This window comes from Streptomyces sp. 1331.2 (genome assembly GCF_900199205.1).
In the GTDB taxonomy this organism is placed as follows: domain Bacteria; phylum Actinomycetota; class Actinomycetes; order Streptomycetales; family Streptomycetaceae; genus Kitasatospora.
This window is the reverse complement of sequence record NZ_OBMJ01000001.1, coordinates 4,214,784-4,241,078: the sequence shown is the minus strand read 5'-3', so window position 1 is coordinate 4,241,078 and position 26,295 is coordinate 4,214,784. Positions and strand designations below refer to the sequence as shown.

General features: G+C 71.8%; 19 protein-coding genes. 14 read left to right on the top strand and 5 right to left on the bottom strand.

From position 1 onward, the window contains the following. The first annotated feature begins 4 nt into the window (after positions 1–4). The 11 genes from nadC (at position 5) to CRP52_RS17990 (ending at position 15,209) form a co-directional block, all read left to right on the top strand. Positions 5–973 (top strand): carboxylating nicotinate-nucleotide diphosphorylase, encoded by a 969-nt coding sequence (gene nadC, locus CRP52_RS18040; RefSeq protein ID WP_097237360.1) that lies wholly within the window; start codon positions 5–7, stop codon positions 971–973. Between the two features lie 48 nt (positions 974–1,021). Further along, entirely contained in the window at positions 1,022–1,807 is a 786-nt protein-coding gene (locus CRP52_RS18035) for a type III pantothenate kinase (RefSeq protein ID WP_097237359.1), read from the top strand. 82 nt (positions 1,808–1,889) lie between these two features. Next, the gene (locus tag CRP52_RS18030; RefSeq protein ID WP_097237358.1) at positions 1,890–2,630 is read left to right on the top strand and encodes a hypothetical protein; all 741 of its coding nucleotides are present in this window, start codon (positions 1,890–1,892) and stop codon (positions 2,628–2,630) included. Between the two features lie 227 nt (positions 2,631–2,857). Then, the gene (locus CRP52_RS18025; protein ID WP_097237357.1) at positions 2,858–4,621 is read left to right on the top strand and encodes a hypothetical protein; all 1,764 of its coding nucleotides are present in this window, start codon (positions 2,858–2,860) and stop codon (positions 4,619–4,621) included. Positions 4,622–4,760: 139 nt separating this feature from the next. Beyond that, the gene (gene lysX, locus CRP52_RS18020) at positions 4,761–6,317 is read left to right on the top strand and encodes a bifunctional lysylphosphatidylglycerol synthetase/lysine--tRNA ligase LysX (RefSeq protein WP_097237356.1); all 1,557 of its coding nucleotides are present in this window, start codon (positions 4,761–4,763) and stop codon (positions 6,315–6,317) included. Positions 6,318–6,548: 231 nt separating this feature from the next. Continuing rightward, the gene (locus CRP52_RS18015; protein WP_097237355.1) at positions 6,549–6,986 is read left to right on the top strand and encodes a BlaI/MecI/CopY family transcriptional regulator; all 438 of its coding nucleotides are present in this window, start codon (positions 6,549–6,551) and stop codon (positions 6,984–6,986) included. A 9-nt stretch (positions 6,987–6,995) separates the two neighbouring features. Beyond that, positions 6,996–7,532, top strand: a complete 537-nt coding sequence (locus tag CRP52_RS18010) for an amino-acid N-acetyltransferase (protein ID WP_097237354.1) — start codon at positions 6,996–6,998, stop codon at positions 7,530–7,532. Positions 7,533–7,623: 91 nt separating this feature from the next. Further along, the gene (locus tag CRP52_RS18005; protein WP_097237353.1) at positions 7,624–7,974 is read left to right on the top strand and encodes a histone-like nucleoid-structuring protein Lsr2; all 351 of its coding nucleotides are present in this window, start codon (positions 7,624–7,626) and stop codon (positions 7,972–7,974) included. 674 nt (positions 7,975–8,648) lie between these two features. Continuing rightward, entirely contained in the window at positions 8,649–11,168 is a 2,520-nt protein-coding gene (locus tag CRP52_RS18000; RefSeq protein WP_097237352.1) for an ATP-dependent Clp protease ATP-binding subunit, read from the top strand. A 343-nt stretch (positions 11,169–11,511) separates the two neighbouring features. Next, positions 11,512–13,866, top strand: coding sequence for an immune inhibitor A domain-containing protein (locus CRP52_RS17995; RefSeq protein WP_097237351.1), 2,355 nt, complete (start codon positions 11,512–11,514; stop codon positions 13,864–13,866). A 422-nt stretch (positions 13,867–14,288) separates the two neighbouring features. Then, on the top strand, positions 14,289–15,209 hold the full coding sequence (locus CRP52_RS17990) for a M23 family metallopeptidase (protein ID WP_179852838.1): 921 nt from the start codon (positions 14,289–14,291) through the stop codon (positions 15,207–15,209). 7 nt (positions 15,210–15,216) lie between these two features. Here the strand turns inward: CRP52_RS17990 and CRP52_RS17985 are convergent, their stop codons facing one another. Next, positions 15,217–15,873, bottom strand: coding sequence for a TetR/AcrR family transcriptional regulator (locus CRP52_RS17985; RefSeq protein ID WP_179852837.1), 657 nt, complete (start codon positions 15,871–15,873; stop codon positions 15,217–15,219). 222 nt (positions 15,874–16,095) lie between these two features. Here CRP52_RS17985 and CRP52_RS17980 point away from each other — a divergent pair, with 222 nt between their 5' ends. Then, positions 16,096–17,691 carry an MDR family MFS transporter gene (locus CRP52_RS17980; protein WP_097237349.1) on the top strand — a complete coding sequence of 532 codons (1,596 nt, stop codon included), beginning with the start codon at positions 16,096–16,098 and terminating at the stop codon, positions 17,689–17,691. A gap of 60 nt (positions 17,692–17,751) precedes the next feature. Here CRP52_RS17980 and CRP52_RS17975 read toward each other — a convergent pair whose 3' ends face one another. Next, positions 17,752–18,690: an A/G-specific adenine glycosylase gene (locus CRP52_RS17975; RefSeq protein ID WP_097237348.1), complete on the bottom strand. Its 939-nt coding sequence runs from the start codon at positions 18,688–18,690 to the stop codon at positions 17,752–17,754. 214 nt (positions 18,691–18,904) lie between these two features. Here CRP52_RS17975 and CRP52_RS40520 point away from each other — a divergent pair, with 214 nt between their 5' ends. Next, positions 18,905–19,813, top strand: coding sequence for a hypothetical protein (locus tag CRP52_RS40520; protein WP_143685774.1), 909 nt, complete (start codon positions 18,905–18,907; stop codon positions 19,811–19,813). A gap of 171 nt (positions 19,814–19,984) precedes the next feature. Here the strand turns inward: CRP52_RS40520 and disA are convergent, their stop codons facing one another. Both disA and radA read right to left on the bottom strand, forming a co-directional pair. After that, positions 19,985–21,043: a DNA integrity scanning diadenylate cyclase DisA gene (disA, locus tag CRP52_RS17965; protein ID WP_030056163.1), complete on the bottom strand. Its 1,059-nt coding sequence runs from the start codon at positions 21,041–21,043 to the stop codon at positions 19,985–19,987. 200 nt (positions 21,044–21,243) lie between these two features. Next, positions 21,244–22,791: a DNA repair protein RadA gene (gene radA, locus CRP52_RS17960; RefSeq protein ID WP_097237346.1), complete on the bottom strand. Its 1,548-nt coding sequence runs from the start codon at positions 22,789–22,791 to the stop codon at positions 21,244–21,246. A 267-nt stretch (positions 22,792–23,058) separates the two neighbouring features. On the opposite strand from radA, the gene CRP52_RS17955 reads away from it, so the two are divergent. Further along, positions 23,059–24,888, top strand: a complete 1,830-nt coding sequence (locus CRP52_RS17955) for a BACON domain-containing protein (RefSeq protein ID WP_097237345.1) — start codon at positions 23,059–23,061, stop codon at positions 24,886–24,888. A 61-nt stretch (positions 24,889–24,949) separates the two neighbouring features. On the opposite strand, the gene CRP52_RS17950 is transcribed toward CRP52_RS17955, so the two are convergent. Continuing rightward, the gene (locus CRP52_RS17950) at positions 24,950–26,284 is read right to left on the bottom strand and encodes a DUF1254 domain-containing protein (protein WP_097237344.1); all 1,335 of its coding nucleotides are present in this window, start codon (positions 26,282–26,284) and stop codon (positions 24,950–24,952) included. Between the last annotated feature and the right edge of the window lie 11 nt (positions 26,285–26,295).

The window sequence follows — 26,295 nt, the reverse complement described above, 5'->3', positions numbered from 1 at the left end:
AACCATGACGCACTCCCACGACGAACTCCCCCTGGCCGACCAGGGCGGCTGCGGCGACGGCTGCGCCTGCGGGGACGGCGAGGGCTACGAGACCGGCCTGGACCCGCAGCTGGCCGAGCTGCTGGAGCAGGCCGGGCTGGACCCGGTCGAGGTCGAGGACATCGCCACCCTGGCGCTGGCCGAGGACCTGGCGGGCGGCGAGGACGTCACCTCGGTGGCCACCGTGCCCGCCGACGCCGTCGCCACCGCCGACTTCACCGCCCGTCAGGCCGGCGTGGTGGCCGGTCTGCGGGTCGCCGAGGCGGTCGTCTCGCTGATCTGCGAGGAGGAGTTCGAGGTCGAGCGGCACGTCGAGGACGGCGACCGGGTGGAGGCCGGCCAGGTGCTGCTCTCGGTCCGCTCCCGCACCCGTGACCTGCTGACGGCCGAGCGCAGCGCGCTCAACCTGCTCTGCCACCTGTCCGGCATCGCCACCGCGACCCGCGCCTGGGCGGACGCCCTGGAGGGCACCGGCGCGGTGGTCCGGGACACCCGCAAGACCACCCCGGGCCTGCGCGCGCTGGAGAAGTTCGCGGTGCGCTGCGGCGGCGGCGCCAACCACCGGATGGCGCTGTCCGACGCCGCCCTGGTGAAGGACAACCACGTGGTCGCGGCCGGCGGCGTGGCCGAGGCCTTTCGGGCCGTCCGGGCCGCGTACCCGGAGCTGCCGGTCGAGGTCGAGGTGGACTCCGTGGAGCAGATCGCGCCGGTCCTGGAGGCCGGGGCGGACCTGATCCTGCTGGACAACTTCACCGTCGACCAGCTGAAGGAGGCCGTCGCGCTGGTGGACGGCCGGGCGAAGCTGGAGGCCTCCGGCGGACTGACCCTGGCCGACGCGCGCGAGGTCGCCCAGACTGGTGTCGACTACCTGGCCGTGGGCGCGCTCACCCACTCCTCGCCGATCCTGGACATCGGCCTGGACCTGCGCGCCTGAGCCGTCAGGGCAAGACGCAGACTCGTCCCGACTCGCAGAAAGCGCCCCATGCTCCTCACCATCGACGTCGGCAACACCCAGACCACACTCGGCCTGTTCGACGGCGAGGACGTGGTGGAACACTGGCGGATCTCCACCGATCCGCGCCGCACGGCCGATGAACTGGCGGTGCTGCTGCAGGGGTTGATGGGCAGCCACACCGCGGTCCGGGAGGCCGCGGTGGAGGGCCTGGCGATCTGCTCGTCCGTTCCCGCCGTGCTCCACGAGCTCCGCGAGGTGACCCGCCGCTACTACGGCGACGTCCCCGCGGTGATCGTGGAGCCCGGCGTGAAGACCGGGGTGCACGTCCTGATGGACAACCCCAAGGAGGTCGGCGCCGACCGGATCGTCAACGCGCTGGCCGCCAACCACCTCTACGGCGGCCCGTGCATCGTGGTCGACTTCGGCACCGCGACCACCTTCGACGCGGTCAACGCCCGCGGCGACTACGTCGGCGGCGCGATCGCCCCCGGCATCGAGATCTCCGTCGAGGCGCTCGGCGTCCGCGGCGCCCAGCTGCGCAAGATCGAGCTGGCCCGCCCGCGCAACGTGATCGGCAAGAACACCGTGGAGGGCATGCAGTCCGGCATCCTCTACGGCTTCGCCGGCCAGGTCGACGGTCTGGTCGACCGGATGGCCCGGGAGCTCGCCAAGGACCCGGACGACGTCCAGGTGATCGCCACCGGCGGCCTCGCCCCCCTGGTCCTCGGCGAGGCCACCACGATCGACGTCCACGAGCCCTGGCTGACCCTGATCGGCTTGCGCCTGGTGTGGGAGCGCAACCGCCCGAGCTGACCCGCTCCCCCGTCGGGCCGACCGTGGGTGGTTCGGCGCGAGGTTACCGACAAATCGGATATTCCTCACGTAGTGTCAGCCCATGCCTACGCCACACGGATCGCGCGGCGGCATGGCCTTCAGCGCCGACGAAGTCCGCGTGCTGCGCCGAGCCCTCGCCCAAGCCCTGCACCCCGCCGTCCCCGTCCACCTCCAGGCGCCCGACCGGACGGCACGCGCCGGGCCGGGCGCCGAACTGTGGGCGGAGGACGTCCAGGACGCCCTGCGCCTCACCGAGGCGATCGACGAGGCCGTCCAGGAGGGCGGCCGGCTGCGCGCCTTCCTCCTCGCCGACCTCGGGCGCTACCGCTCCGCCCTGCCGGGCAGCGCCCCCGGCTACCTGGCTCGGCTGGAGGAGGCGGTGACCGACGGGTACCTGCCCGGGCCCGAGGACCTCACCGCTCTGCGCGGGCTGACCCGCCAGCCCTGCGGGCACGGCGAACGGGCCCGCCGGTCCCGGCTGGCCGGGCGCTGCCACGCGCTGGCCGAGGCCGCCGTCCGCGAACGCCTCGCCCTCACCTCCGGCCAGCCGCGCCACCTGGTGGCCGTGCCGAGCCCCGCCGCACCCCCGAGCAGTCACCCCACCCACGTAGGAGGACGGACCACCATGAGCAGCACCGACTCCCGCCCGGAGCAGCCCGCCGAGCCCGCCGCCGCGAAGACCCCGCCCCGCCCGCACCGGATGCCCACCCCCGCCGAGCTCTTCGGCCGCCGCCCCAAGCCCCCGGCCCGGCCCGCCCCGCCGGTCGAGGAGGAGATCGAACTCCGCACGGGCACCGACTGAGCCACCGGCCACGGAGGGGGGACCGCACCCGCGGTCCCCCCTCTGTCCATGTGTCGACAATCCCGTGATTCCACCGCTGATCGCTCATCACATCTTCATAACCTTCCGGCCGATCCGCAGGTCATTCGGTCCGGACCTGTCGGAATTGCCACCGGATCGACCCGAATGACCGCCCGTAATTGCGCCCGTAATCTTCGGCGTTACGACTTTCGATTCGGGGGGATCCCATGCACTCGACCCGTACGCGCCGGACGCTCGGCGCGGGTGCGGCCACCGTCGTGGCCGCCCTGGCCGTCGGCACGGCCACCCTGCCGGCGCACGCCGCCGACCACCAGCTGAAGATCTTCGTGGCCGGCTCCTACCAGCTGTCGAGCACGCCCGCCCCACAGCCCCAGTGGGGCGAGAACGTCTTCCTGAACGTCGGCCGCACCGGCACCGGGCCCGTCGACAACGTCAAGCTCACCCTCGACGTCTCCGGCCTCGACGGCGTGGCCTCGCTCAGCACCAAGGGCCGCTGCACCACCGCGGGCAAGATCATCACCTGCGACGTCGGCCGGCTGGACTACGAGAAGATCAACATCACCGACAACCTGTGGCTGAGCGCCCTGCCCGGCGTCAAGCCCGGCGCGAGCGGGACGGTCCACGCCACCCTCAGCGCCCCCGGGGCCCAGACCGGCACCGCGGACTTCCGGGTGGACGTCGGCGCGGCCACCTTCCGCACCAAGGCCCCCTCGCGGAACGAGGGCGTCAAGGTCGGCGGCAAGCTGCCCGCGACGCTGGAGTTCGCCAACCACGGCGACCTCCCCGCCAAGCGCGCGATCGTCAACGTCAACCTGACGCCCGGCCTCAAGGTCGACACCTGGCCCTCCAACTGCGAGTACGCCTACGACAAGGGCACCGCGTGGGGCAAGGACGCGCCGATGCCCCTCACGCACGCCATCTGCACGATCGACGGCGAGATCGCCCCCGGCCAGGCCGTCAAGCTCGACGGCCTCGACATCACCGTCGGCTCGGAGGCCTTCTACGACGTCGCCGGCTACACGGTGTTCCCCACCGAGGACGCCTACGCCAACGACGGCGCTGACCTGCGCAAGCGGCTCTCCTTCCAGCACGGCACCGGCAAGCCCGCCACCCTGGTGGACACCGCCGGCACCGGCATCCCGGCCGGCCTGGACGTGAACGGCTACAACACCGAGCAGGAGGTCGTGTCCGACAACGGCGCCGACTTCGAGGCCACCAGCAGCTGGGCTCCCGACGCGTCCGGCACGACCGGCACCTTCACCGTCGGGATGGGCAACAAGGGACCGGGCTCGATCTACGACCGCAGCGGCGGCGAGGGCGCCCCCGACGTCACCGTGCAGTTCCCCGAGGGCGTCACCGTCACCGGCCTCCCCGACACGTGCAAGGCGGACGACTACGTCCTCGGCCAGAAGTCCGACAAGCCGCTGAACAAGTTCGCCTGCGACGGCATCGGCAGCAGCTTCATGCCCAGCGGCGCCACCGTCGCCCACAAGCTGACCCTGAAGCTGCCCGAGGGCACCGGGGAGCTGACCGGGACGGTCTCGCTGCAGAACGAGCAGAGCAGCTTCGAGCCGGGCCACCCCAGCGCCGTCATGCCGTGGGACCACAACCCGGCCAACGACCTGGTCACGGTCTCCCTGCGGGGCGGCGCGTCCGGCACCGGCGGCACGCCGACGCCCACGCCGACCGGCACCCCGACCGAGACCCCGACCGGCACGCCCACCACCCCGGCGCCCACGATGACGCCCACCGTCGCGCCGGCCGGGCTGCACGACTCCGCGTCGCCCGCGCCCGTCGTTGCCTACACCGGCAGCGGTGGTTCCACCACCGTCCAGGCGGCCGGCGGCAGCCTGGCCAGCACCGGCTCCTCCGCCGTCCTGCCGATGGCCGCGACGGGAGCCGCGGCCGTGGTGCTCGGCGCGGCCGGCCTGATCACCGCGCGCCGGCTCCGGGCCCGCCGCGACGGCTGACCCTTCGGGTCGCGACACGGAGGGGGGACCGCACGCCCGCGGTCCCCCCTTCGCGGTCATCCCGTCCCTGCGCGGTCGCCCCGTCCCTGCGCGGTCATCCCGTCGCGGAGCACCGTGTGTGGCTGGCTACCCTTGTGGGGTGAGCGATCAGAGCCTTCTTCCCGCGACCGACGACCTTCCCGAGCAGATGCGCGTCCGGCGCGAGAAGCTCGACCGGCTCCGGGCGGCCGGTGTCGACCCGTACCCGGTCGGATTCCCCCGGACCACCACCATCGCCGACCTGCGCGCCAAGCACCCGGACCTGGAGCCGGACACGGCGACCGGCGAGCGGGCCGGCGTCACCGGCCGGGTGATCCTCTCCCGCACCGGCGGCAAGCTCTGCTTCGCCACCCTGCGCGACGGCACCGGCGACCTGCAGGTGATGTTCTCCCTGGACAAGCTGGGCCCGGAGCGGCTGGCCGCCTGGAAGTCCGACATCGACCTCGGCGACCAGGTCGGCGTCGAGGGCGAGGTGATCACCTCCAAGCGCGGCGAGCTGTCGGTGATGGTGGACCGCTGGGAGCTCACCGCCAAGTGCCTGCGCCCGCTGCCGGACAAGCACAAGGGCCTGACCGACCCGGAGGCCCGGGTCCGCCAGCGCTACGTGGACCTGATCGTCAACCCCGAGGCCCGCGAGATCCTGCACCTGCGCAGCAGGGTCGTCCGCTCGATCCGCCGCACCTACGAGGACCGCGGCTACATCGAGGTCGAGACCCCGATGCTGCAGCCGGTGCACGGCGGCGCCAACGCGCGTCCGTTCAAGACGCACATCAACGCGTACGACATCGACCTCTACATGCGCATCGCCCCCGAGCTGTACCTCAAGCGGCTGGTGGTCGGCGGCGCCGAGAAGGTCTTCGAGATCAACCGCAACTTCCGCAACGAGGGCGCGGACTCGACCCACAACCCCGAGTTCACCTCGCTGGAGTCGTACGAGGCCTACGGGGACTACAACACCCAGGCCGAGCTGATCCGCGAGACGATCGTCAACGCGGCCCGGGACGCGCTGGGCACCACGGTGATCAAGGGCGTGGACGCGCACGGCGTCGAGCACGAGATCGACCTGGCCGAGCCGTGGGAGGAGGTCAGCGTCTACCCGGGCATCTCCGCCCGCCTGGGCGTCGAGGTCACCCCGGAGACCGGCGTCGAGGAGCTGCGCAAGCTCGCCTTCGACCACGACATCCCGTTCGAGAAGTCCTGGGGCCACGGCCAGATCGTGCTGGAGATGGTCGAGCGCCTGCTGGAGGAGAACGCCGTCCGGCCGACCTTCATCAAGGACTACCCGACCGAGGTCTCCCCGCTGACCCGCGAGCACCGCTCGATCCCGGGCGTGGCCGAGAAGTGGGACCTGGTGATCTTCGGCACCGAGATCGGCACCGCCTACTCCGAGCTGGTCGACCCGGTCGAGCAGCGCGCCCGCCTCACCGCCCAGTCCCTGCTGGCGGCCGGCGGCGACGTCGAGGCGATGCAGGTGGACGAGGACTTCCTGCGCGCCCTGGAGTACGCGATGCCCCCGACCGGTGGCCTCGGCCTCGGCGTGGACCGCCTGATCATGCTGCTGACCGGCAAGAACATCCGGGAGACGGTCCTCTTCCCGCTGGTGAAGCCGGAGCCGAAGGCCTCCGCCGCGACGGCGGAGAAGACCGAGGAGGAGTGACCTGATGGACTACGTCAGCGCGATCGTCCCGCCGCTGGTCATGGCGATCGGGTTCGGGTTCCTGGTGCGGGCCATCGTCCGCAGCCAGGGCGGGAACCAGAAGGCCAAGGAAGACTTCGACTGACCGGTCGTCCCGGACGCGCCGCCATTCCCGATTCCCGGGGGTGGCGGCGCGCCGGTTTGGCGCACTTCACAAGATTTGCCCCATTCACTCCCTATCCTGGCCGCACTATGGTCCGGCAACTCGGCGAACTTGAGAACGCCATCATGACCCGGGTGTGGCAGTGGAACCGACCGGTGACCGTTCGCGAGGTTCTCCTGGATCTGCAGTCGGAACGCGAAATCGCGTACACCACGGTGATGACCGTCCTGGACAAGCTCCACAGAAAGGGCTGGCTGCGCCGCGAGCGGGCCGGCCGGGCCTATCGATATGAACCGGTCTCCTCGCGTGAGGCGTACACGGCGGCTCTGATGAACGACGCCTGGGCCACCAGTGACAATCCGGCGGCGGCCCTGGTCCACTTCTTCGGCCTGATGTCGCCCGAGCAGCGCGACGCACTCCGGGACGCCTTGCGGGTGGCCGCTCTGTTCCCGCCCGATCCGCCGGGGGCGGATTCCGCCGCGGAAGGACCGGATACCGGGGAGACCGGGGCGGGGCCGGCACGATAACGTCCCGGCATGGAGGTCACCATCCGCCGCGCACGGACCACGGACGTGCGGGCAGTACGCAGGCTCATCGACGCCTACTCGCGCGAGGGCATTCTGCTGGACAAGCCCACAGTCACACTGTTCGAATCCGTCCAGGAGTTCTGGGTCGCGGAACGCGACGACAACGGCGCGGTGGTGGCCTGCGGCGCCCTGCACGTGATGTGGGAGGACCTCGCCGAGGTCCGGACGCTCGCGGTGGATCCGATCTGCCGCGGCCACGGGATCGGCCACCTGCTGTTGGAGAAGCTGGTGCAGACGGCGCGCTGGCTCGGCGTCCGTCGGATTTTCTGCTTGACGTTCGAGGTCCCGTTCTTCGCGAAACACGGTTTCGTCGAGATCGGGGAGCTCCAGGAAACCGATGATGGTACGACAGACCCGGCGGCGATCGCTACGGATGTCTATGAAGAACTTCTCCGCTCGTACGATGAAGGCGTCGCCGAGTTCCTTGACCTGGAGCGCGTGAAGCCCAACACGCTGGGCAACTCACGCATGCTGCTGCACCTCTGAGCGGCTCCGCCGGGGTCAAGGGTTTGTGTTTTCCGGAGAAAGGCGCTTTCCTTTCCTTAGGCAATGGGTCGTTTAGCGGAAAGGGAAGCCCGTGGCACAGAGGGTGCAGGTCATTCTTGAAGACGATCTCGACGGCGGTTCGGCGGACGAGACGGTGACGTTCGCGCTCGACGGCGTTGCCTACGAGATCGACCTGAAGAGCGCCAACGCGGACAAGCTCCGCGGCCTGCTGGCGCCGTACGTGGAGAAGGGTCGCAAGCAGAGCGGCCGGCTCGCCGGCCCCCGCCGCCCGGGCCGCGGCTCGGCCCAGCGCCCCTCCGGCAGCGCTCCGGACACCGCGAAGGTCCGCGCGTGGGCCAAGGAGCAGGGCATGGAGGTCAACGACCGCGGCCGCGTGCCGAGCACGGTCCGCGAGGCCTACGACAAGGCCAACGCGTCCTGATCCCGGCGCCGCCGGCACACCGGAGCGGAAGCGGGGCCCCGGCGGCCGTGCACGGCGCCGACGACACACGCGCGGGGCGCGGAGGAGTCTCCTCCGCGCCCCGCGGCGCGCGTCCGCCCGGCCGCGGCACCACCGGGACCGCTACCGGCACCGGCACCGGCGCCGGGGAATGTCCGGGGCACGGGCTCCGGCGGCGGAACAATCACGAGCTGTGCAACGCTGTAAGGGCGAAGCGGTAACGCGGACACCCGGGACGGTGCACCGAACCACCCCGGCCGCCGTTGAACCACCGTCACCGCGGCCCGACTTCTCGCCAGGCGAACACCGCCACCGCGGAAACTGCGCGAGAACCGCCCCGATACCGGGTATGAATGCAGGTGGACGGGTTCTTGACCCGTCCAGGGGCAGTATGTGCGACCGGCCGCAGAGGATCCGGCTGCGTCCCGGCGGCGCTTGTTCGCCGATGGCGTAGCGGATTCCGGTGCATCGGGCCCACCTGTGGGAACACCGATTCCCAGCACCAGGTTGGGATTGGTGTCGGCTGGTCGCGCAGCATCTCGCTCCCGTACCGGGGAGTGAATCCGTGGGCCGCGCCGCTGAGCGGGACTAGCATGCGGAAGGACAGGGCGGGGACGGACCCCGAACTGCCCGACCGCTCTGAGGAGCGATAAACGATGTTCGAGAGGTTCACCGACCGCGCGCGGCGGGTTGTCGTCCTGGCTCAGGAAGAAGCCCGGATGCTCAACCACAACTACATCGGCACCGAGCACATCCTCCTGGGTCTGATCCACGAGGGCGAGGGCGTCGCCGCCAAGGCCCTGGAGAGCCTCGGGATTTCTCTTGAGGCCGTTCGCCAGCAGGTCGAGGAGATCATCGGCCAGGGCCAGCAGGCCCCGTCCGGTCACATTCCCTTCACGCCCCGGGCGAAGAAGGTCCTGGAGCTGTCGCTCCGGGAGGCCCTGCAGCTCGGCCACAACTACATCGGCACCGAGCACATCCTGCTCGGCCTGATCCGCGAGGGCGAGGGCGTCGCCGCCCAGGTCCTGGTCAAGCTGGGTGCCGACCTCAACCGGGTGCGCCAGCAGGTCATCCAGCTGCTCTCCGGCTACCAGACCGGCGGCGGCAAGGAGTCGGCCACGGCCGGCGGGCCCGCCGAGGGCACCCCGTCGACCTCGCTGGTCCTCGACCAGTTCGGCCGCAACCTGACGCAGGCCGCCCGCGAGGCCAAGCTCGACCCGGTCATCGGGCGCGAGAAGGAGATCGAGCGGGTCATGCAGGTGCTGTCCCGCCGCACCAAGAACAACCCGGTGCTGATCGGTGAGCCCGGCGTCGGCAAGACCGCCGTGGTCGAGGGCCTGGCGCAGGCGATCGTCAAGGGCGAGGTCCCGGAGACGCTCAAGGACAAGCAGCTCTACACGCTGGACCTGGGCGCCCTGGTGGCCGGCTCGCGCTACCGCGGTGACTTCGAGGAGCGCCTGAAGAAGGTGCTCAAGGAGATCCGCACCCGCGGCGACATCATCCTGTTCATCGACGAGCTGCACACCCTGGTCGGCGCGGGCGCCGCCGAGGGCGCCATCGACGCCGCCAGCATCCTCAAGCCGATGCTGGCCCGCGGCGAGCTGCAGACCATCGGTGCCACCACCCTGGACGAGTACCGCAAGCACCTGGAGAAGGACGCCGCGCTGGAGCGCCGCTTCCAGCCGATCCAGGTCGCGGAGCCCTCGCTGCCGCACACCATCGAGATCCTCAAGGGTCTGCGCGACCGCTACGAGGCCCACCACCGGGTCTCCATCACGGACGCCGCCCTGGTCGCCGCCGCCACCCTGGCCGACCGGTACATCTCGGACCGCTTCCTGCCGGACAAGGCGATCGACCTGATCGACGAGGCCGGTTCCCGGATGCGCATCCGCCGGATGACCGCGCCGCCGGACCTGCGCGAGTTCGACGAGAAGATCGCCGACGTGCGCCGCGAGAAGGAGAGCGCGATCGACGCGCAGGACTTCGAGAAGGCCGCGTCCCTGCGCGACGACGAGAAGCAGCTCCTGCAGGCCAAGGCCAAGCGCGAGAAGGAGTGGAAGGCCGGCGACATGGACGTCGTCGCGGAGGTCAACGAGGAGCTCATCGCCGAGGTCCTGGCCACCGCCACCGGCATCCCGGTCTTCAAGCTGACCGAGGAGGAGACCTCCCGCCTGCTGCGCATGGAGGACGAGCTGCACAAGCGCGTCATCGGCCAGAAGGACGCCATCAAGGCGCTCTCCCAGGCCATCCGGCGCACCCGTGCGGGCCTCAAGGACCCGAAGCGCCCCGGTGGTTCGTTCATCTTCGCCGGCCCGTCCGGTGTCGGTAAGACCGAACTGTCCAAGACGCTGGCGGAGTTCCTCTTCGGCGACGAGGACGCGCTGATCGCGCTCGACATGTCCGAGTTCTCCGAGAAGCACACCGTCTCCCGGCTGTTCGGCTCCCCGCCCGGCTACGTGGGCTACGAGGAGGGCGGCCAGCTGACCGAGAAGGTCCGCCGCAAGCCGTTCTCGGTCGTCCTCTTCGACGAGGTCGAGAAGGCCCACCCGGACATCTTCAACTCGCTGCTGCAGATCCTGGAGGACGGTCGTCTGACCGACTCCCAGGGCCGCGTGGTCGACTTCAAGAACACCGTCATCATCATGACGACCAACCTCGGCACCCGGGACATCTCCAAGGGCTTCAACCTGGGCTTCGCGGCCACGGGTGACACCCAGACCGGGTACGAGCGGATGAAGGCGAAGGTCGGCGAGGAGCTCAAGCAGCACTTCCGCCCCGAGTTCCTGAACCGCGTCGACGACATCGTGGTGTTCCACCAGCTGTCCGAGGACGACATCATCCAGATCGTCGACCTGATGATCGCCAAGGTGGACGAGCGGCTCAAGGACAAGGACATGGGCCTGGAGCTCAGCGTCGAGGCCAAGAAGCTGCTGGCCAAGCGCGGCTACGACCCGATCCTGGGTGCCCGTCCGCTGCGCCGCACCATCCAGCGCGAGATCGAGGACCACCTCTCCGAGAAGATCCTCTTCGGCGAGCTGCGGGCCGGCCACATCGTCGTCGTCGACGTCGAGGGCGAGGGCAAGGACGCCAAGTTCACCTTCCGCGGCGAGGAGAAGTCGGCCGTCGCGGACACCCCGGCGGCGGTCGCCTCGTCCGGTCCTGACCTGACGAAGTAGCCCAACTTTTAACAGACAACTTCACAGCAACGGAGCCCCCGGCGTTCGCGCCGGGGGCTCCGTGCGTTCCGGCCCGCGGGCGGCGGTACCGGTACGAACCGGGAAGGGCTGCTCCCGCGCTGGTTGGTGCGGGTGCGCTCCTTTTCTCAGTGAGGTTTAACGAAGATACGGTTGACAGATGGTCAGCTGATGGGAAGTCGCGGAGCATAGCGCCGTGGCCATGTCATGGTCAAGATCTATCTTTTTTATGCACGCTTGTATCCAATGACGTCCACCTGTCTTTCATTTTGGTTTGCCGGGCTTTGGCTGAGAGCTGGCCCCGGTCGGGGAGGACGTCACAACGTTGAAGAACACCAGGAGAACCGCTGCAGCCGCCACTGCCGCAGCGGTCATAGTCACGCTCGGCGCGGGCCTGTTCCCGGGCACCGCCGTCGCGGCCGGCTCGGCCCCCGTGCCGATTGACCCGGCTGACGCCGTTCAGGCCGTCAACACCGAGCACAACATCCCCGGCCCGCTGACGGCGAAGGTGGAGGCCGAGCAGAAGGCCGCCACCGAGAAGCTGCTCGACGGGACCGCCGAGGTCGAGGAGCACAACGGCTCGACCAGCGTGAAGCTCGGCAAGGACAAGTACGTCGAGCTCAAGCGCGAGCGCACCGACAAGATCTTCACGATCCTCGTCGACTTCGGCGACCAGGTGGACAACACCACCAAGACGCCGGACGGCAAGGTCAAGTACGGCGGTGAGGCCGGTCCGAAGCACAACGAGATCGAGCAGCCGGACCGCGCGACCAACAACTCGACCGCCTGGCAGGCCGACTACAACCAGCAGCACTACCAGGACCTGTACTTCGCCAAGGACAAGCCCTCGCTGAAGACCTACTACGAGAAGCAGTCCTCGGGCCGCTACTCGGTCGACGGTGTGGTCCAGGACTGGGTGCGCGTGCCGTGGAACGAGGCCCGCTACGGCTCCGACTACTGCGGCTCCAACGTCTGCGCCAGCGCGCAGGACCTGATCCGCGACGCCGTGGACATCTGGTACAAGGACCAGCTGGCCAAGGGTCAGACCGACGCCCAGATCAAGGCGACCCTGGCCCAGTACGACCAGTGGGACCGCTACGGCTCGCACCACGACGGGAACTTCAACCAGCCCGACGGGTACATCGACCACTTCCAGATCGTGCACGCCGGTGAGGACAAGTCGGCCGGTGGCGGCAAGCAGGGCACCAAGGCCCTGTGGGCGCACCGCTCGTACGTCTACGGCAACCTGACCGGCACCGCCGGCCCCGAGGGCAACAAGCTGGGCGGCGTCCAGGTCGGCAACTCCGGTCTCTGGATCGGCGACTACACCATGCAGCCGGAGAACGGCGGCCTCGGCGTCTTCGCCCACGAGTACGGCCACGACCTCGGTCTGCCGGACCTCTACGACACCGCCGGCAAGGGCATCGACAACTCCGTCGGCTTCTGGTCCATCATGTCCTCCGGCTCCTGGCTCGGTGAGGGCAAGGACAGCATCGGCGACATGCCGGACGACTTCGACGCCTGGAGCAAGTTCAAGCTCGGGTGGCTGAACGCCGACCACGCCAAGGCCGGCACCGAGTCGACGCACCACATCGGCCCGGCGGAGTACAACTCCAAGCTCCCGCAGGCGCTGATCGTCGACCTGCCGAAGAAGAGCATCACCACCGACATCAACAAGCCGTTCGGCGGCAGCAGCGAGTGGTGGAGCGGCAGCGCCGACAACCTCAACGTCACGCTGACCCGTGACGTCGACCTGACCGGCAAGACCAAGGCCAGCATCAACGCCAAGGCGTGGGTCGAGCTGGAGCCGGACTTCGACTACGCCTTCGGCGAGGTCTCCACCGACGGCGGCAAGACCTGGACCGTCGTGGACGGCACCTGGAACGGCGCCGCGCTGCCCAAGGAGAACGGCCGCCCGGCCCTCAGCGGCCTGACCGCCGCCTGGGGCGACCTGTCGTTCAACCTGGACGCCTACGCCGGCCAGAAGATCCAGTTCCGCTACCACAACACCACCGACGGCGGCCTGCACTACCGCGGCCTCGCGATCGACAACGTCTCGGTCGTCGCCGACGGCGCCACCGTGTTCAGCGACGACGCCGAGAACGGCGACAACGGCTGGGTGGCCGACGGCTTCAAGCGCTTCGGCGGCTCGTACACCAAGGACTACGCGCAGCACTACATCGCGGAGAACCGGCAGTACGTGTCCTTCGACCAGACGCTGAAGACCGGCCCGTACAACTTCGGCTTCGGCACCGCCAAGCCGAACTGGGTCGAGCACTACGCCTACCAGCCCGGTCTGCTGATCTGGTACTGGGACGAGTCCCAGACCGACAACAACGTCAGCGCCCACCCGGGCCAGGGCCTGATCCTTCCGATCGACTCGCACCCGACCCCGATCAAGTGGTCGGACGGCACCCTGATGCGTCCGCGCATGCAGGGCTTCGACTCGACCTTCGGCTCGCGCCGCGTCGGCCCGCTGACGCTGCACAAGAACGGTGTCGAGACGGTCGTCCCGAAGGCCAAGGGCGTCGACGAGTTCAACGACCTCAAGTCCTGGTGGACGAAGGACAACCAGTACGCGGGTGTCGACGTCCCGAAGACCGGCACCAGCATCGAGATCGAGAACGAGTCCTCGAACTACCTGGAGACCTGGATCCGGGTCCGCCCGGTCGACAACTGATCGCACCGGCAGTAGCGATCGGCCTGTGACCAGGCAGCTCTGAACGACTCCACGTCCGGCCCGTCCCCGCACCGCGCGGGGGCGGGCCGGACGCTTTTGCGCCGCTCCCGCCGAGGCCGGAGCAGACCGGCAAACCCCGGCGGCGGGTGGTGCTGGTCACAGGCCGGCGGCGCGGTACGACCGGCGGTAGTAGCGGGGCCGGGGGCGGGCGAGCCGGCCGGGCGCGGGCGGGGCGATCGGATTTCATGATCATTGCTCCGTCGGCTTGAATCTCCGGCGCCCCGCCGACTACACGCCGTAGTACGTCACCGCGTTTGGGACTCCGCCCGGTGACCGTTACACCTGAGTGGTCCCCCGCTCAGCACGCGCCCGAACCGGGCCCTTCGTGCTGCCCTCGTACGACCCGTGAGGTACGGCCACCGATGTCCGACGTCCCGCACCCGGGGCCGGCCCTGCGCCGGCTCGCCGCCCGCACGGCGGCCCGGGCGGCAGCCTGGCAGCCCCGGCTCGGCCACGCCGTCCGCGCCCACGCCGCGCCGCTGCGCGCGCTCGCCGCACCCCGGCACACCACGCTGCCGGGCAGCCGCCAGCGCTCCGAGCACGACCACGCACTGGTCTCGGCCGGGGCGGCCGTCGCGCTGCTCGCCGGCGTCCTGCTGGCGGCCACGCCCGGCAGCGCCTCGGCGCAGACCGTGCTGCCCACCACGCCGGGCAGCTCGGCCTTCACCGCGCCGCGGGCGGAGGTGCCCGACCCGGGGCTGGTCCAGGTCGCCGGGCCCAGCCCGTACAAGCTGCCCGAGGACGGCGAGTCGGCCCAGCAGTTCGTGGCGGTGGCGGCCAACCTGCTGCCGCTCGAAGCACCCGCCCCGGCCCCGGAGCCCGAGCCCGGGCCGGCCGCCGAGCCGGCGCCCGAAGCGGAGCCGGCGCCCGCACCCGAGTGGTCGGCGCCGGTGCCGGACGCGCCGACCACCAACCCGTACGGGGTGGCCAACCGCAGCTACGCGGCCGGGTACCACACCGGGGTGGACTTCGCGATCTCCCCGGGCACGCCGCTGCTGGCGGTCGGCAACGCGACCGTGGTCTCGGCCGGTTGGGACGGCGCGTACGGCAAGGAGGTCGTGCTGCGGCTCGCGGACGGGCACTTCGCGCAGTACGCGCACCTGTCCTCGCTGACGGTCTCGGCGGGCCAGCAGGTCGCGGCCGGCCAGCGGATCGGGCTGTCCGGGAGCACCGGCAACTCGACCGGGCCGCACCTGCACTTCGAGATCCGCACCAGCAACCGCTACGGCGCGGTGGTCGACCCGATCGCGTACCTCGCCGGGCACGGCGTCACGGACTTCTGACCGGCCCTCACGGCCGGGCGGGGGCCGGCGCGGGGGGCGCGGGCGGTGCCGGGTGGGTGATCCGGCCGCCGACCTCCAGTGCGACCGTCCGGGCGGCCTCCAGCGCCTCGTCCAGGTCGGCCACCGGCGGCTTCTCGCCCCACACGTTCTCGGGCCGGTCGCAGTCCTTGGCGTCCTGCTGGAGCAGGAACATCGACGAGTGGATGGTGAACAGCGTCATCGCGGCGCGCAGCCGGTCCTGGAAGCTCGCCTGCGGCCCGTGCACCAGCTGCATCATGGTGATGATCCGCTCCCGGAAGGCGAGCCCCGCCGGGGACTCGCGCAGGGCGGGCTGGTTCTCGTGGAAGAAGCGCAGCAGCGGGGCCCGCTCGGCCATCCCGTCCGCGAAGCGGCGGATCAGCTCGTCGCGCATCTCCGGGCTCCAGGCCTGCGTGCGGCCCCACGCGATGGTCTCGTCGATCGGCGCGGCCATCCGCTCGACGATGCCCAGGACGATGTCGTCCTTGGTCTTGAAGTGGTAGTACAGCGCGGCCTTGGTCACGCCCAGGCGGTCGGCGATCTCGCGCAGTGAGGTCTGCTCGTAGCCCTGCTCGGAGAAGAGCTCCAGCGACACCTCGATGATGCGAGCCCGGGTGTCGCTGCGGGGGCTGTGCGGAGTGCCCATGGCCTGCCTCATGACTGCGTCGGTGACTGCTGCGGACTCCCGGTGGTGTCCGCCCGGGCAACATTCTCCCTGCCCAGGGGGCCGCTCGGAAAACTGGCTTGACGACCGGCTAGTGGACAACTTACCGTGCCGACGATCGATAAACTAGCCGGGCGACAAGTAAGTGAGCCGCCGCACGGCCCGACGCTCCATCCGAACCACCCCTCCGGGAGACCCCACCTCATGTCACAGCCCAAGACCACCGGCCCGGTACCGGAGGAGAAGACGGCCGAGGAGGAGCAGCCGCGGTCACCCCGCGAGATCCGCCTCGTGATGATCGGCCTGGTCGTCACCATGCTGCTGGCCATGCTCGACAACCTGATCGTCGGCACCGCGATGCCGACCATCGTCGGCGACCTGGGCGGCGCCGAGCACCTGTCCTGGGTGGTCACCGCCTACACCCTGGCGACCGCCGCCTCCACCCCGATCTGGGGCAAGCTCGGCGACATGTACGGCCGCAAGGGGACCTTCCTCACCTCGATCGTGATCTTCCTGGTGGGCTCGGCGCTGTCCGGCCTGTCGCAGACCATGAACGAGCTGATCGGCTTCCGCGCCCTCCAGGGCCTGGGCGCCGGCGGTCTGATGGTCGGCGTCATGTCGATCATGGGTGCGCTCGTCCCGCCGCGTGAGCGCGGCAAGTACCAGGGGATGTTCGCCGCGGTGATGGCCCTCGCCACCATCGGCGGCCCGCTGGTCGGCGGCTTCATCACCGACCACCTGAGCTGGCACTGGACCTTCTACATCAACCTGCCGCTCGGCGTGGTCGCGCTCGCCGTCGTCATCGTCACGCTGAAGCTGCCGAAGGTCCGCAGCACCGCCAAGATTGACTACCTGGGCGCGATCCTGCTCACCGTCGGCATCACCTCGCTCGTGCTGATCACCACCTGGGGCGGCCAGCAGTACGCCTGGGGCTCCAAGGAGATCCTCGGCCTGGCCGCACTCTCCGCCGCCTCGCTGATCGCCTTCTGCTACGTGGAGCAGCGGGTCGAGGAGCCGATGCTCCCGCTCAGCCTGTTCAAGAACCTGAACTTCACCCTGGTCTCGATCATCGGCTTCATCGTCGGCTTCGTGATGTTCGGCTCGACCGTCTTCCTGCCGCTCTACCAGCAGATCGTCCAGGGCGCCTCGGCGACCAACTCCGGCCTGCTGCTGATGCCGATGATGTTCGGCATGCTGGTCGTCTCGCTGGTGGTCGGCCAGGCCGTCACCAAGACCGGCAAGTACCGGATCTTCCCGATCATCGGCACCCTCGTGATGGCCGGCGGCCTGATCCTGCTCTCCACGATGGGCACCGAGACCAGCAGCTTCACCTCGGCCTGCTGGATGGTCGTGCTCGGCGCCGGCATGGGCTTCCTGATGCAGATCACCATGCTGGTCGCGCAGAACAGCGTCGAGCTCAAGGACATGGGCGTGGCCAGCTCCACCGCCACCCTGTTCCGCACCATCGGCGGCTCCTTCGGCGTCGCGCTGTTCGGCGCGCTGTTCAACAACCGGGTGACCGAGACCATGAAGGAGAAGCTCGGCGAGCAGGCCGCGTCGGGCGGCGGGGTCAAGGACCCGGGCCAGATGAGCCCGGCCGCCCTGCGCCAGCTGCCCGCGAACATCCAGGACGCCTACCACCACGCGGTGTCCAACGGCATGCACACCGTCTTCCTGTGGGGCGCCGGGGTCGCCGTGATCGCCATCGCCGCCGCGCTGTTCCTGCGCGAGGTGCCGCTGCGCGGGACGGGCAAGGGCGAGAAGCCGACCGAGTCCTCGCTGGAGGCGGCGGCCGTCTGACAGTCCGCCCGTACGACCGCAGCGCCCCCGGGAGGTTCGTCCTCCCGGGGGCGCTCGGCCTTACTGCGGCAGCCGGTAGACGCCCTGCTCGACCGGCTCGACCAGGCCGTCCGCCACCAGGCCGTCCAGGGCCCGGGCCCGCTGCACCGCGTCCGGCCAGACCGCGTCCAGCCGGGCCTGCGGCACCGTGCCGTGCGCCTCGCGCAGCACCGCGAGCAGCTTGCCGCGCACCTGGCGGTCCGTTCCCTCGTAGGACTGGCCGCGCCGGGCCGGGCCCTCGTACGGCGGGCGGCCGGCCCGCTGCCAGGCGCAGCCGGCGAACAGCGGGCACTCCCCGCACTCCGGGCCGCGCGCGGTGCAGACCAGCGCGCCCAGCTCCATCACGCCGACCGCCCAGGTGGCGGCCGTCTCGGCGTCGTCGGGGAGCAGGGCGGTGGCGGTGCGGCGCTCGGCGGCGGTAGTGGCCTGCGCCGGGTATTCGACGCCGGTCACCGCGCGGGCGAACACCCGGCGGACGTTGGTGTCCAGCACCACGTGGCGCTGGCGGAAGGCGAAGGACGCGACGGCCGCGGCGGTGTACTCCCCCACCCCGGGCAGCGAGAGCAGGGTGGCGTGGTCGTCCGGGACCTCGCCGCCGTGCTCCTCGGTGATCGCCACGGCGGCCGCGTGCAACCGCAGGGCGCGGCGCGGGTAGCCCAGCCGGCCCCACATCCGGACCGCCTCGCCGGGCGCCTCGGCGGCGAGGTCGGCCGGGGTCGGCCAGCGGGTCAGCCAGGCCTCCCAGGCGGGCAGCACCCGCTTGACGGGGGTCTGCTGGAGCATGAACTCGCTCACCATGACGGCCCAGGGCGTCGCGTCGGGGCCCCGCCAGGGCAGGTCGCGCTTGCTCGCCTCGTACCAGTCCAGGACGGTCGAGTGGAACAGCGGCAGGGGCAGCGGCAGCCGGGCGTCGTCGGTGGGAGCGGCGGCAGTGGTGGCGGTGGCGGTGATGGCAGTCATGGCCCTTCGATCCTCCCACGCCCTCCGACCCGGCCGAAGGGGAGTCGAAGGGGAGTCGAAGGGGAGGAGATTCCTCCGGATCCTTCGGGGCGTCCCCGGAAATCGACCTCCCGGGGCTCCCTCGAACGGATCAAATGGCGGATCATGTGAAGGAAGGGGCGACTGTGCGGTGTTGGTGAGTCAATCGCCACACACAGTCTCGTAGAGTTTGGTCGTGCCCTCTCTGCGTCAACCCGTGGGACCGCTGCCGGCCTCGATCTACTGGCGTCGGCGCGTCGTCGTGCTCGCCGCCGTCGCGGCGGTCGTCGCCCTGATCGCCTGGCTGATGACCGATCAGGGCGGTGACGGCGGCTCACCGAGCAAGGCCGCCCAGGCCGTTCCCACCCAGCCCCAGACCCCGGCCGAGGCCATCACGCCCGGCGCCTCGCCGAGCGGCCCCGCGGCGCGCCCCGGTGGCGGCACCGGCGGCGGGAGCAACCCCGGCGGCGGTCCGGTGGCCGGCAGTGGCGGCACCGAGGTCAACCTGAGCGGCGGCACCGGCGCCAACCCCGCTCCCGCGGGCGGCGGCTCGGCGGCGGGCGCCGGGGCCGGCGGCGCCGGCGGCGCGGCGGGCAGCACCGGCGGCTCGGGCTCCGGCGGGCCTGGCGGCGCGGGCGGTACCGGCGGGTCGGGCGGCGGCGCTCCGGCGTTCAACACGCCCGAGATCATGGCGCTTCCGGTCTGCGCCTCCTCGCAGGTCGCCCTGGAGCTGGCCGGCACCCAGAACTCGTACCAGCCCAAGGACAAGCCGAAGCTGGCCCTGACGGTCAAGAACTCCTCCGGCGCCAACTGCCGGGTGGACTTCGGCCGGGTCGCCTCCGCGATCACCGTGAGCGCCAGCAACGGCGACCGGGTCTGGTCCTCCGGCGACTGCCCGGCCGACAAGGGCAGCATCTGGGTGCAGCTGGCGGCCAACGGCAACCAGACCGAGACCTTCACCTGGGACCGCAGCCGCAGCAAGCCGCAGTGCGCCACCGCCGACCAGGCGCCGCCGGCCAACGGCACCTACGTGGTGCTCGCCGAGCTCACCGGGCTCTCCGGGGACAAGGTCTCGGCGCGGACCTCGATCCGACTGGACAGCTGAGGGCCGCTCAGGCATTGGGAGCCTCCGATCGCCGCACGGCGGTCGGGGGCTCCGGTGTTTCCGCAGGACGGCCCCGGGGCGGAACGCGGGACGGCCCCCGGGAAGTGACTCCCCGGGGGCCGTCCGTACGTCTGCCGTCCGCAGTCTGCGGTCCGCGCAGCTGCCGTCCGGTCAGACGTAGCGCTCCAGGATGGACGATTCGGCAAGGCGGGACAGGCCCTCGCGGACCGAGCGGGCGCGGGTCTCGCCGACGCCCTCGACGGTCTGCAGGTCGTCGATGCTCGCGGCGAGCAGCTTCTGCAGGCCGCCGAAGTGCTCGACCAGGCGCTCTATCACCGTGTTGGGCAGGCGCGGGATCTTCGCCAGCAGGCGGTAGCCGCGCGGCGAGACGGCGGAGTCCAGGGACTCCGGCGTGCCCGAGTAGCCGAGCGCCTTGGCGACGGTCTGCAGGTCCAGCAGCTCGGCGTGGGTGAGCGCCTCCAGGTCGGCCAGCACCTCGGTGACCGTCCGGCCCTTCTTGGCGGCCCGCTCCGGGAAGTAGTCCCGGGCGACCAGTTCGCGCTCCGGCTCCACGCCCGCGATCAGCTCGTCCAGCTGCAGCGAGAGCAGGCGGCCGTCGATGCCGAGCTCCAGCACGTAGCCGGCGATCTCGGTGGCGATCAGCCGGACCATCTCCAGGCGCTGGGCCACGGCGGTGACGTCCCGGACCGTCACCAGGTCCTCGATCTCCAGCGCGGAGAGCGTGCCCGCCACCTCGTCCAGGCGCAGCTTGTAGCGCTCCAGGGTGGCCAGCGCCTGGTTGGCGCGGGACAGCACGGTGGTGGAGTCCTCCAGCACCCGGCGGGTGCCGTTGACGTACATCGCGATCAGCCGCATCGAGTGCGAGACCGCGACCACCGGGTAGCCGGTCTGCCGGTTGACCCGCTCGGCAGTGCGGTGGCGGGTGCCGGTCTCGTCGGTGGGGATGGTCGAGTCCGGCATCAGGTGCACGCCGGCCCGGACGATCTTGGTGATGTCCTTGTCGAGCACCACCGCGCCGTCGAGCTTGCACAGCTCGCGCAGCCGGGTGGCGGTGAACTCGACGTCCAGGACGAAGCCGCCGGTACAAAGGGACTCGACGGTCTTGTCGAAGCCCAGCACGATCAGGCCGCCGGTGTTGGCCCGCAGGACCCGCTCCAGGCCGTCACGCAACGCCGTGCCGGGGGCGATGGCGGTGAGGGAGGCCCGCAGCAGGGCCTCCTCACGGGAGGCCTTGTCCGCCCCCCGGTCGCTGGCTGCCACGTGACTCCTCCGGTCGACCCGTGCCGCGCGCCTCGCGCCGTGCGCCGGTCCGCGGTCTGTTGCTCTGTCGCTCAGTACCGCTCGGTACTGCCTATTGGCCTATGAGACTGGGGAAAGTCTAACTGCGTGTGGCCGCGGCAGGGCTTGGGTCAGCGCAGTTCGTCGGAGTCGAGCGGCTCCCAGCCGTCCATCAGGTCCTCCGGGTAGGCGGCGACCCGGGCGGAGCGGGGGGCCGGCGGCGCCGACGGAGCCTCACCACGGAGCCCGGTACGAGCATCGCCGCGGGCCTCCGGGCGGGCCTCGCCGCGTGGCTTGGCGGCGGCCCGGCGACGGCCCGGGATCGCCCGCAGCGCCTCACCGATGTCGGCCACCTCGACCACCTTCATGCCCGGCGGCACCTTGCCCGGGTCCGGCGGGACCAGGGCATGGGTGAAGCCCAGCCGGTGCGCCTCGGCCAGCCGCCGCTGCACACCCGTCACCCGCCGTACCTCGCCCGCGAGACCGACCTCGCCGATCGCCACCAGGTTGCTGGGCAGCGGGGTGTCGGTGGAGGAGCTGGCCACCGCGAGCGCGACCGCGAGGTCGGCGGACGGCTCGCTCAGCTTCACCCCGCCGACCGTCGCGGTGTAGATGTCCTGCTTGCCGAGCTTCACCCCGCCGTGCCGCTCGACCACGGCCAGGATCATCGCGATCCGCGGCGACTCCAGGCCCGAGGTGGTGCGGCGCGGCGAGGGGATCTGCGAATCCACCATCAGCGCCTGCACCTCGGCGACCAGCGGGCGCTTGCCCTCCAGGGTGACGGTGAGGCAGGTGCCGGGGACGGGCTTGTCACGCCTGGTCAGGAAGAGGCCGGACGGGTCGGCCAGGCCGACGATGCCCTCGTCGTGCAGCTCGAAGCAGCCCACCTCGTCGGTGGCGCCGTAGCGGTTCTTGACCCCGCGGATGAGGCGCAGCCGGGCGTGCCGGTCCCCCTCGAAGCTGAGCACCACGTCCACCAGGTGCTCCAGCAGGCGCGGACCCGCGATCTGGCCGTCCTTGGTGACGTGGCCGACCAGCAGGGTGGCCATGCCGCGCTCCTTGGACGCCCGGATCAGCGCGCCCGCCACCTCGCGGACCTGAGCCGGGCCGCCGGGGGCGCCGTCCAGCTCGGCGGAGGCGATGGTCTGCACCGAGTCCAGGATCAGCAGGCCGGGGTTGACCGCCTCGATGTGGCCGAGCACGGCGCCGAGGTCCTGTTCGGCGGCGAGGTAGAGGTGCTCGGAGAGCGCGTTGATCCGGTCGGCGCGCAGCCGGACCTGGCCGGCCGACTCCTCGCCGGTGACGTAGAGCGTGCGGTGCCGGTCGGTGGCCGCCTTGGCCGCGACGTCCAGCAGCAGGGTCGACTTGCCGACGCCGGGCTCGCCGGCCAGCAGCACCACCGCGCCGGGGACCAGCCCGCCGCCGAGCACCCGGTCCAGCTCCGGCACGCCCGTGGAGCGGGCCGTCGCGACCTGGCCGTCCACCTGGCCGATCGGACGGGCGGGCGCGCTGACCGGGCCGGCCGCCGTCGTCCGGATCGGCACCGCGCCGTACTCCTCGACCGTCCCCCAGGCGTTGCACTCCGGGCAGCGGCCGACCCACTTGGGCAGCTGGTTGCCGCACTCGGTGCAGCGGTACGCCGGGCGCGGCTTGGCGGTGGTCTTGGAACGCGGAGGCATGCGGCCCACGGTAGCGCCTGGGTCCGACAACGGCGGTCCGCCACTGGGCTCGCCGGGCATCCACACAGATGGGCGATGTTGTTACCCGAAAGAAGTACATACGCGGTGAATGACGGGGCCGGGCCGTCCGGGGTCTCTACCGTCGGTCGGGTGACAACGCGAACTGCGCGAACTGTGGGGCAGGTCGGGCCTGCGAGGCCGGCCGGGGCCGGCGGGCCTGGTGGGCCCGGTGGGCGGGGCGGGCCCGGTGGGCGGCAGGCCGCTGCTGTGCTCGCGGCGTACGAGCGGCAGGCGGACGGGCTGTTCACCTACTGCCTCTCGGTGCTGTGCGAGCACGACGCCGCCGCCGACGCCCTGCGCGAGGTCCGTGAACTGGCACAGCGGCACGGCGGCCGGCTGGCCGAGCCGGGGCTGGTACGGGCCTGGCTGTTCTCGCTGGCCCGGTACTGCTGCCTGCGGCGGCTCGCGGACGGGGACACGGCCGGCAGCGGGACGCGTGGCGTCGCCGGGGACGCCGCCGGGCCGGGCGAGGCCGAGGCGGCCCGGCGGCGGCGCGAGCTGGCCTCGCTCGCCTGGCCGGAGGCGGCCGGCACCGGCCCCGAGCAGCGCGAGGCGCTGGAGCTGTCCGTCCGGCACCGGCTGACCCCACTGGAGGTGGCGGCGGTGCTGGGCCTGCCGTTCGACCGGACCCGGGAGCTGCTGGCGGGCGCCGAGGCGGAGGTGGCCAGGACCAGGGCGGCGCTGCTGGTGCTCGGCGTCGGCAGCTGCCCGGAGCTGGACCGGCTCGGGGGTGCCGGAGCGGAGTCCTGGCGGGACTGGGTGCTCGGCCCGGCGCTGCGGCGGGAGCTGGTGCAGCACGTGGTGGACTGCCCGACCTGCCGGGGGACTGCGGAGCGGGTGGCCGGCGAGGCGGCGGAGGGGGCGGCAGGGCTGTCGGGGCTGCCGCTGCTGACGGCTCCGGGGCCGGCCTCGGGGTCGGCTGCCGGACCGGCGTCGGGTCCGACGGCGGGTGGTCCGGGCCTGGCCGCGGTGGGTGGGCCGGTCGGGGCGGCGCCGGGGTTGCGGTTCGACCAGGGCGGCTTCCCCCGGCACCGGGCGCCGGACGCGGGGCGTGGGCTGGCGGTCCGTCGGCGGGTGGTGACCACCGGGGTGCTCGCGGCCGTCCTGGCGGCGCCGGTGATCGCGCTCTGGGCCGGGCACCGGAGCTGCGGGTCGGGGTCGGCGGCCTCGGTGTCGGCGGTGCGGGTGGACGAGGCCGGTCAGGAGGTCGGGCAGCGGCCGCCGTGGACGGCGCGCGGGGGCGCGACGGGGCACGGGGCACCGGGGGTTCCGGGGCTGGAGCTGGCGGGGGCGGGCGGGGCCGGATTCGGTGGTGCAGAAACGTTGCTTCCCGGCTATCCCGGCTATCCGGGGTACCCGCGGCTGACCTTCCAGGGCGCGGTGGTCCCCGTCCCGGCCCACGGCGCAACCCCGCTCGGCAGCCCCACCCTGGTCGCCGCCCCGGTCCCCGCGGCCGAACAGGCCTCCGCCCCCGGCCCGGCAGGAACGGCCCCGGCCGGGCTGCTCACCGTCGAGGCCGGTGAGTACGGCAGCCGTACGGTCCTCACCCTCACCAACTCCGGCACCACGGACATCCACTGGCGCGCGGTGACGGACGCCGGCTGGCTCCGGCTCAGCCGCGACTCCGGGACGCTCGCCCCCGGGCAGCGGATCACCGTGATCGTCACCGTGGACGAGGACCTGGCACCGGCGACGCAGTGGACCGCCCGGATCGCCCTGCCCCCGTCCCAGGCGGTGGTCACCCTGGAGGGCGGGCCCCAGAACCGCGGCGGCTCGGGCTCGGGCTCCCCCTCGGCGGAGCCGACGCCGGCGGGGTCCGCCTCACCGACGGCCGCCCCTTCACCGACGGCCACCGGCGTGCCGTCCCCGTCGGGCACGCCTTCCCCCTCGGGCCCGGCGTCCCCGTCGGGCACGCCGACGACGGGCGGCACGCCCTCCGGTTCGCCCTCCCACTCGGGCGCGCCGACCGCGGCCCCGACGGCCAGTGCCTCCCCGCATCCGACGGGGACGGCCTCGGGCTCGCCGTCGGCGCGGTAGGGCGTGTCCGACACGCCCTGAGCACGCGGCCCGACGCGCGAGGTGCCGGGGCGCAGGGCCGTCAGGTGCGGTGGATCGGGGGGACCTGGTAGGTGCCGTCGAGGACCGGCGGCTTGGGCTGGTAGAGGCGGATGATCGGGCGGAACTCGCCGGGTGGGGTGGGGAGCCAGTTGGCGGCGGCGGTCGGGTCCTCGGGCTGGTCGTGCTGGAGGGTCAGGGTGAGGGAGCCGTCGTCGCCGTGGACCAGGCCGGGGGTGCGGTCGCCGATCGAGTAGCGGTCGATCGGGTTCTCCACCAGGTAGTAGTCCGGGACGGAGTACATCGTGACCGACCAGAACGCCTCGGCCGGGGGCGGCTGGTCGAAGCGCAGGGTGTAGTTGTGGACGCCGGTGAGGGGGCGGCCGTCGGAGTCGTCGTAGGTCACCGCGTACGACGCCTCGTAGGCGTGGTTGCCCCAGAGGCCGGCCCGGGCGGCGGCGGCCCGGCTGAGGTAGGCGGCGCGGCGGTCGGGGATGCGCCACTCGGGGTCGTCCAGGGTGCCGGGGCCCAGGTGGTCGGTGTTGTAGTCGAAGAGGTGGAGCGCGGAGCGCCACTCGCCGGGCGGGTGGTCCTCGGGCGGGCGGGTGGCGTCCTCGACCCGTTCGCGGCCGGCGGCCAGGCCCTTGGCCAGGGAGAGCGTCCACTCGGGGACGGCCGCGCGGTACGGCGAGGCGCCGTCGTCCAGCAGGCCGAGCGGGGCGAAGCGGCGCTGGTACTCGATGTCCGCGGTGGCCGGCGGGAAGGCCTGCATCCACACCCGCAGGCGTTCGAAGAAGGCCAGCCGCTCGGGGACGTCCGGGTCGGGCTCGGGCAGTCCGGCGACCAGGCCGCCCGGCTCCAGCGGCTCCAGGACGAGGGCGGACTGCAGGGCCCGGACCCGGGGCAGGTCGTCCGGGCCGGTGCAGGCGAAGCGGCCGACCACGGTGCCGACGGTGGTCGGCAGCTCGATCACCCGGGTCGGGTCCGGCGCGGTGCCGTGCCAGCCGGGCGGGACGACCAGCCAGGTCTGCGCGCCGGTGCCGGTGGCGCGGCGGCCGAGGTAGGCGACGTTGTCCGTCCAGGCGTCGATGAACTGCAGCACGTAGTAGGAACCGGCGGTGTCCGGGACGTGCAGCACCTGCGGGCCCTCGGAGAGGTCGAGTTGGGCGATCGAGTAGATCGTGTCGTTGTTGACCGAGACGAAGTGGTCCTCCGGGCCGGCCAGCCGGGCGGCGTGGCTGAACTGGTTGAACGGCGCCGACGGCAGGGTGCCCAGGCCGCCCCGGGTGAAGCGATCGACCATGGTGAGGCCGGCGACCATCGGGTAGCCGTAGACGTACGCGTCGGCGGCCAGGGCCTCCAGCTCGGGCTGGTTCATCGGGGGTCCTT

Coding starts and splice junctions, on each gene's coding strand:
- nadC (WP_097237360.1), top strand. CDS start 5: ATGACGCACTCCCACGACGAACTCCCCCTGGCCGACCAGGGCGGCTGC.
- CRP52_RS18035 (WP_097237359.1), top strand. CDS start 1,022: ATGCTCCTCACCATCGACGTCGGCAACACCCAGACCACACTCGGCCTG.
- CRP52_RS18030 (WP_097237358.1), top strand. CDS start 1,890: ATGCCTACGCCACACGGATCGCGCGGCGGCATGGCCTTCAGCGCCGAC.
- CRP52_RS18025 (WP_097237357.1), top strand. CDS start 2,858: ATGCACTCGACCCGTACGCGCCGGACGCTCGGCGCGGGTGCGGCCACC.
- CRP52_RS18015 (WP_097237355.1), top strand. CDS start 6,549: ATGGTCCGGCAACTCGGCGAACTTGAGAACGCCATCATGACCCGGGTG.
- CRP52_RS18010 (WP_097237354.1), top strand. CDS start 6,996: ATGGAGGTCACCATCCGCCGCGCACGGACCACGGACGTGCGGGCAGTA.
- CRP52_RS18000 (WP_097237352.1), top strand. CDS start 8,649: ATGTTCGAGAGGTTCACCGACCGCGCGCGGCGGGTTGTCGTCCTGGCT.
- CRP52_RS17990 (WP_179852838.1), top strand. CDS start 14,289: ATGTCCGACGTCCCGCACCCGGGGCCGGCCCTGCGCCGGCTCGCCGCC.
- CRP52_RS17985 (WP_179852837.1), bottom strand. CDS start 15,873: ATGGGCACTCCGCACAGCCCCCGCAGCGACACCCGGGCTCGCATCATC.
- CRP52_RS17980 (WP_097237349.1), top strand. CDS start 16,096: ATGTCACAGCCCAAGACCACCGGCCCGGTACCGGAGGAGAAGACGGCC.
- CRP52_RS17975 (WP_097237348.1), bottom strand. CDS start 18,690: ATGACTGCCATCACCGCCACCGCCACCACTGCCGCCGCTCCCACCGAC.
- radA (WP_097237346.1), bottom strand. CDS start 22,791: ATGCCTCCGCGTTCCAAGACCACCGCCAAGCCGCGCCCGGCGTACCGC.
- CRP52_RS17950 (WP_097237344.1), bottom strand. CDS start 26,284: ATGAACCAGCCCGAGCTGGAGGCCCTGGCCGCCGACGCGTACGTCTAC.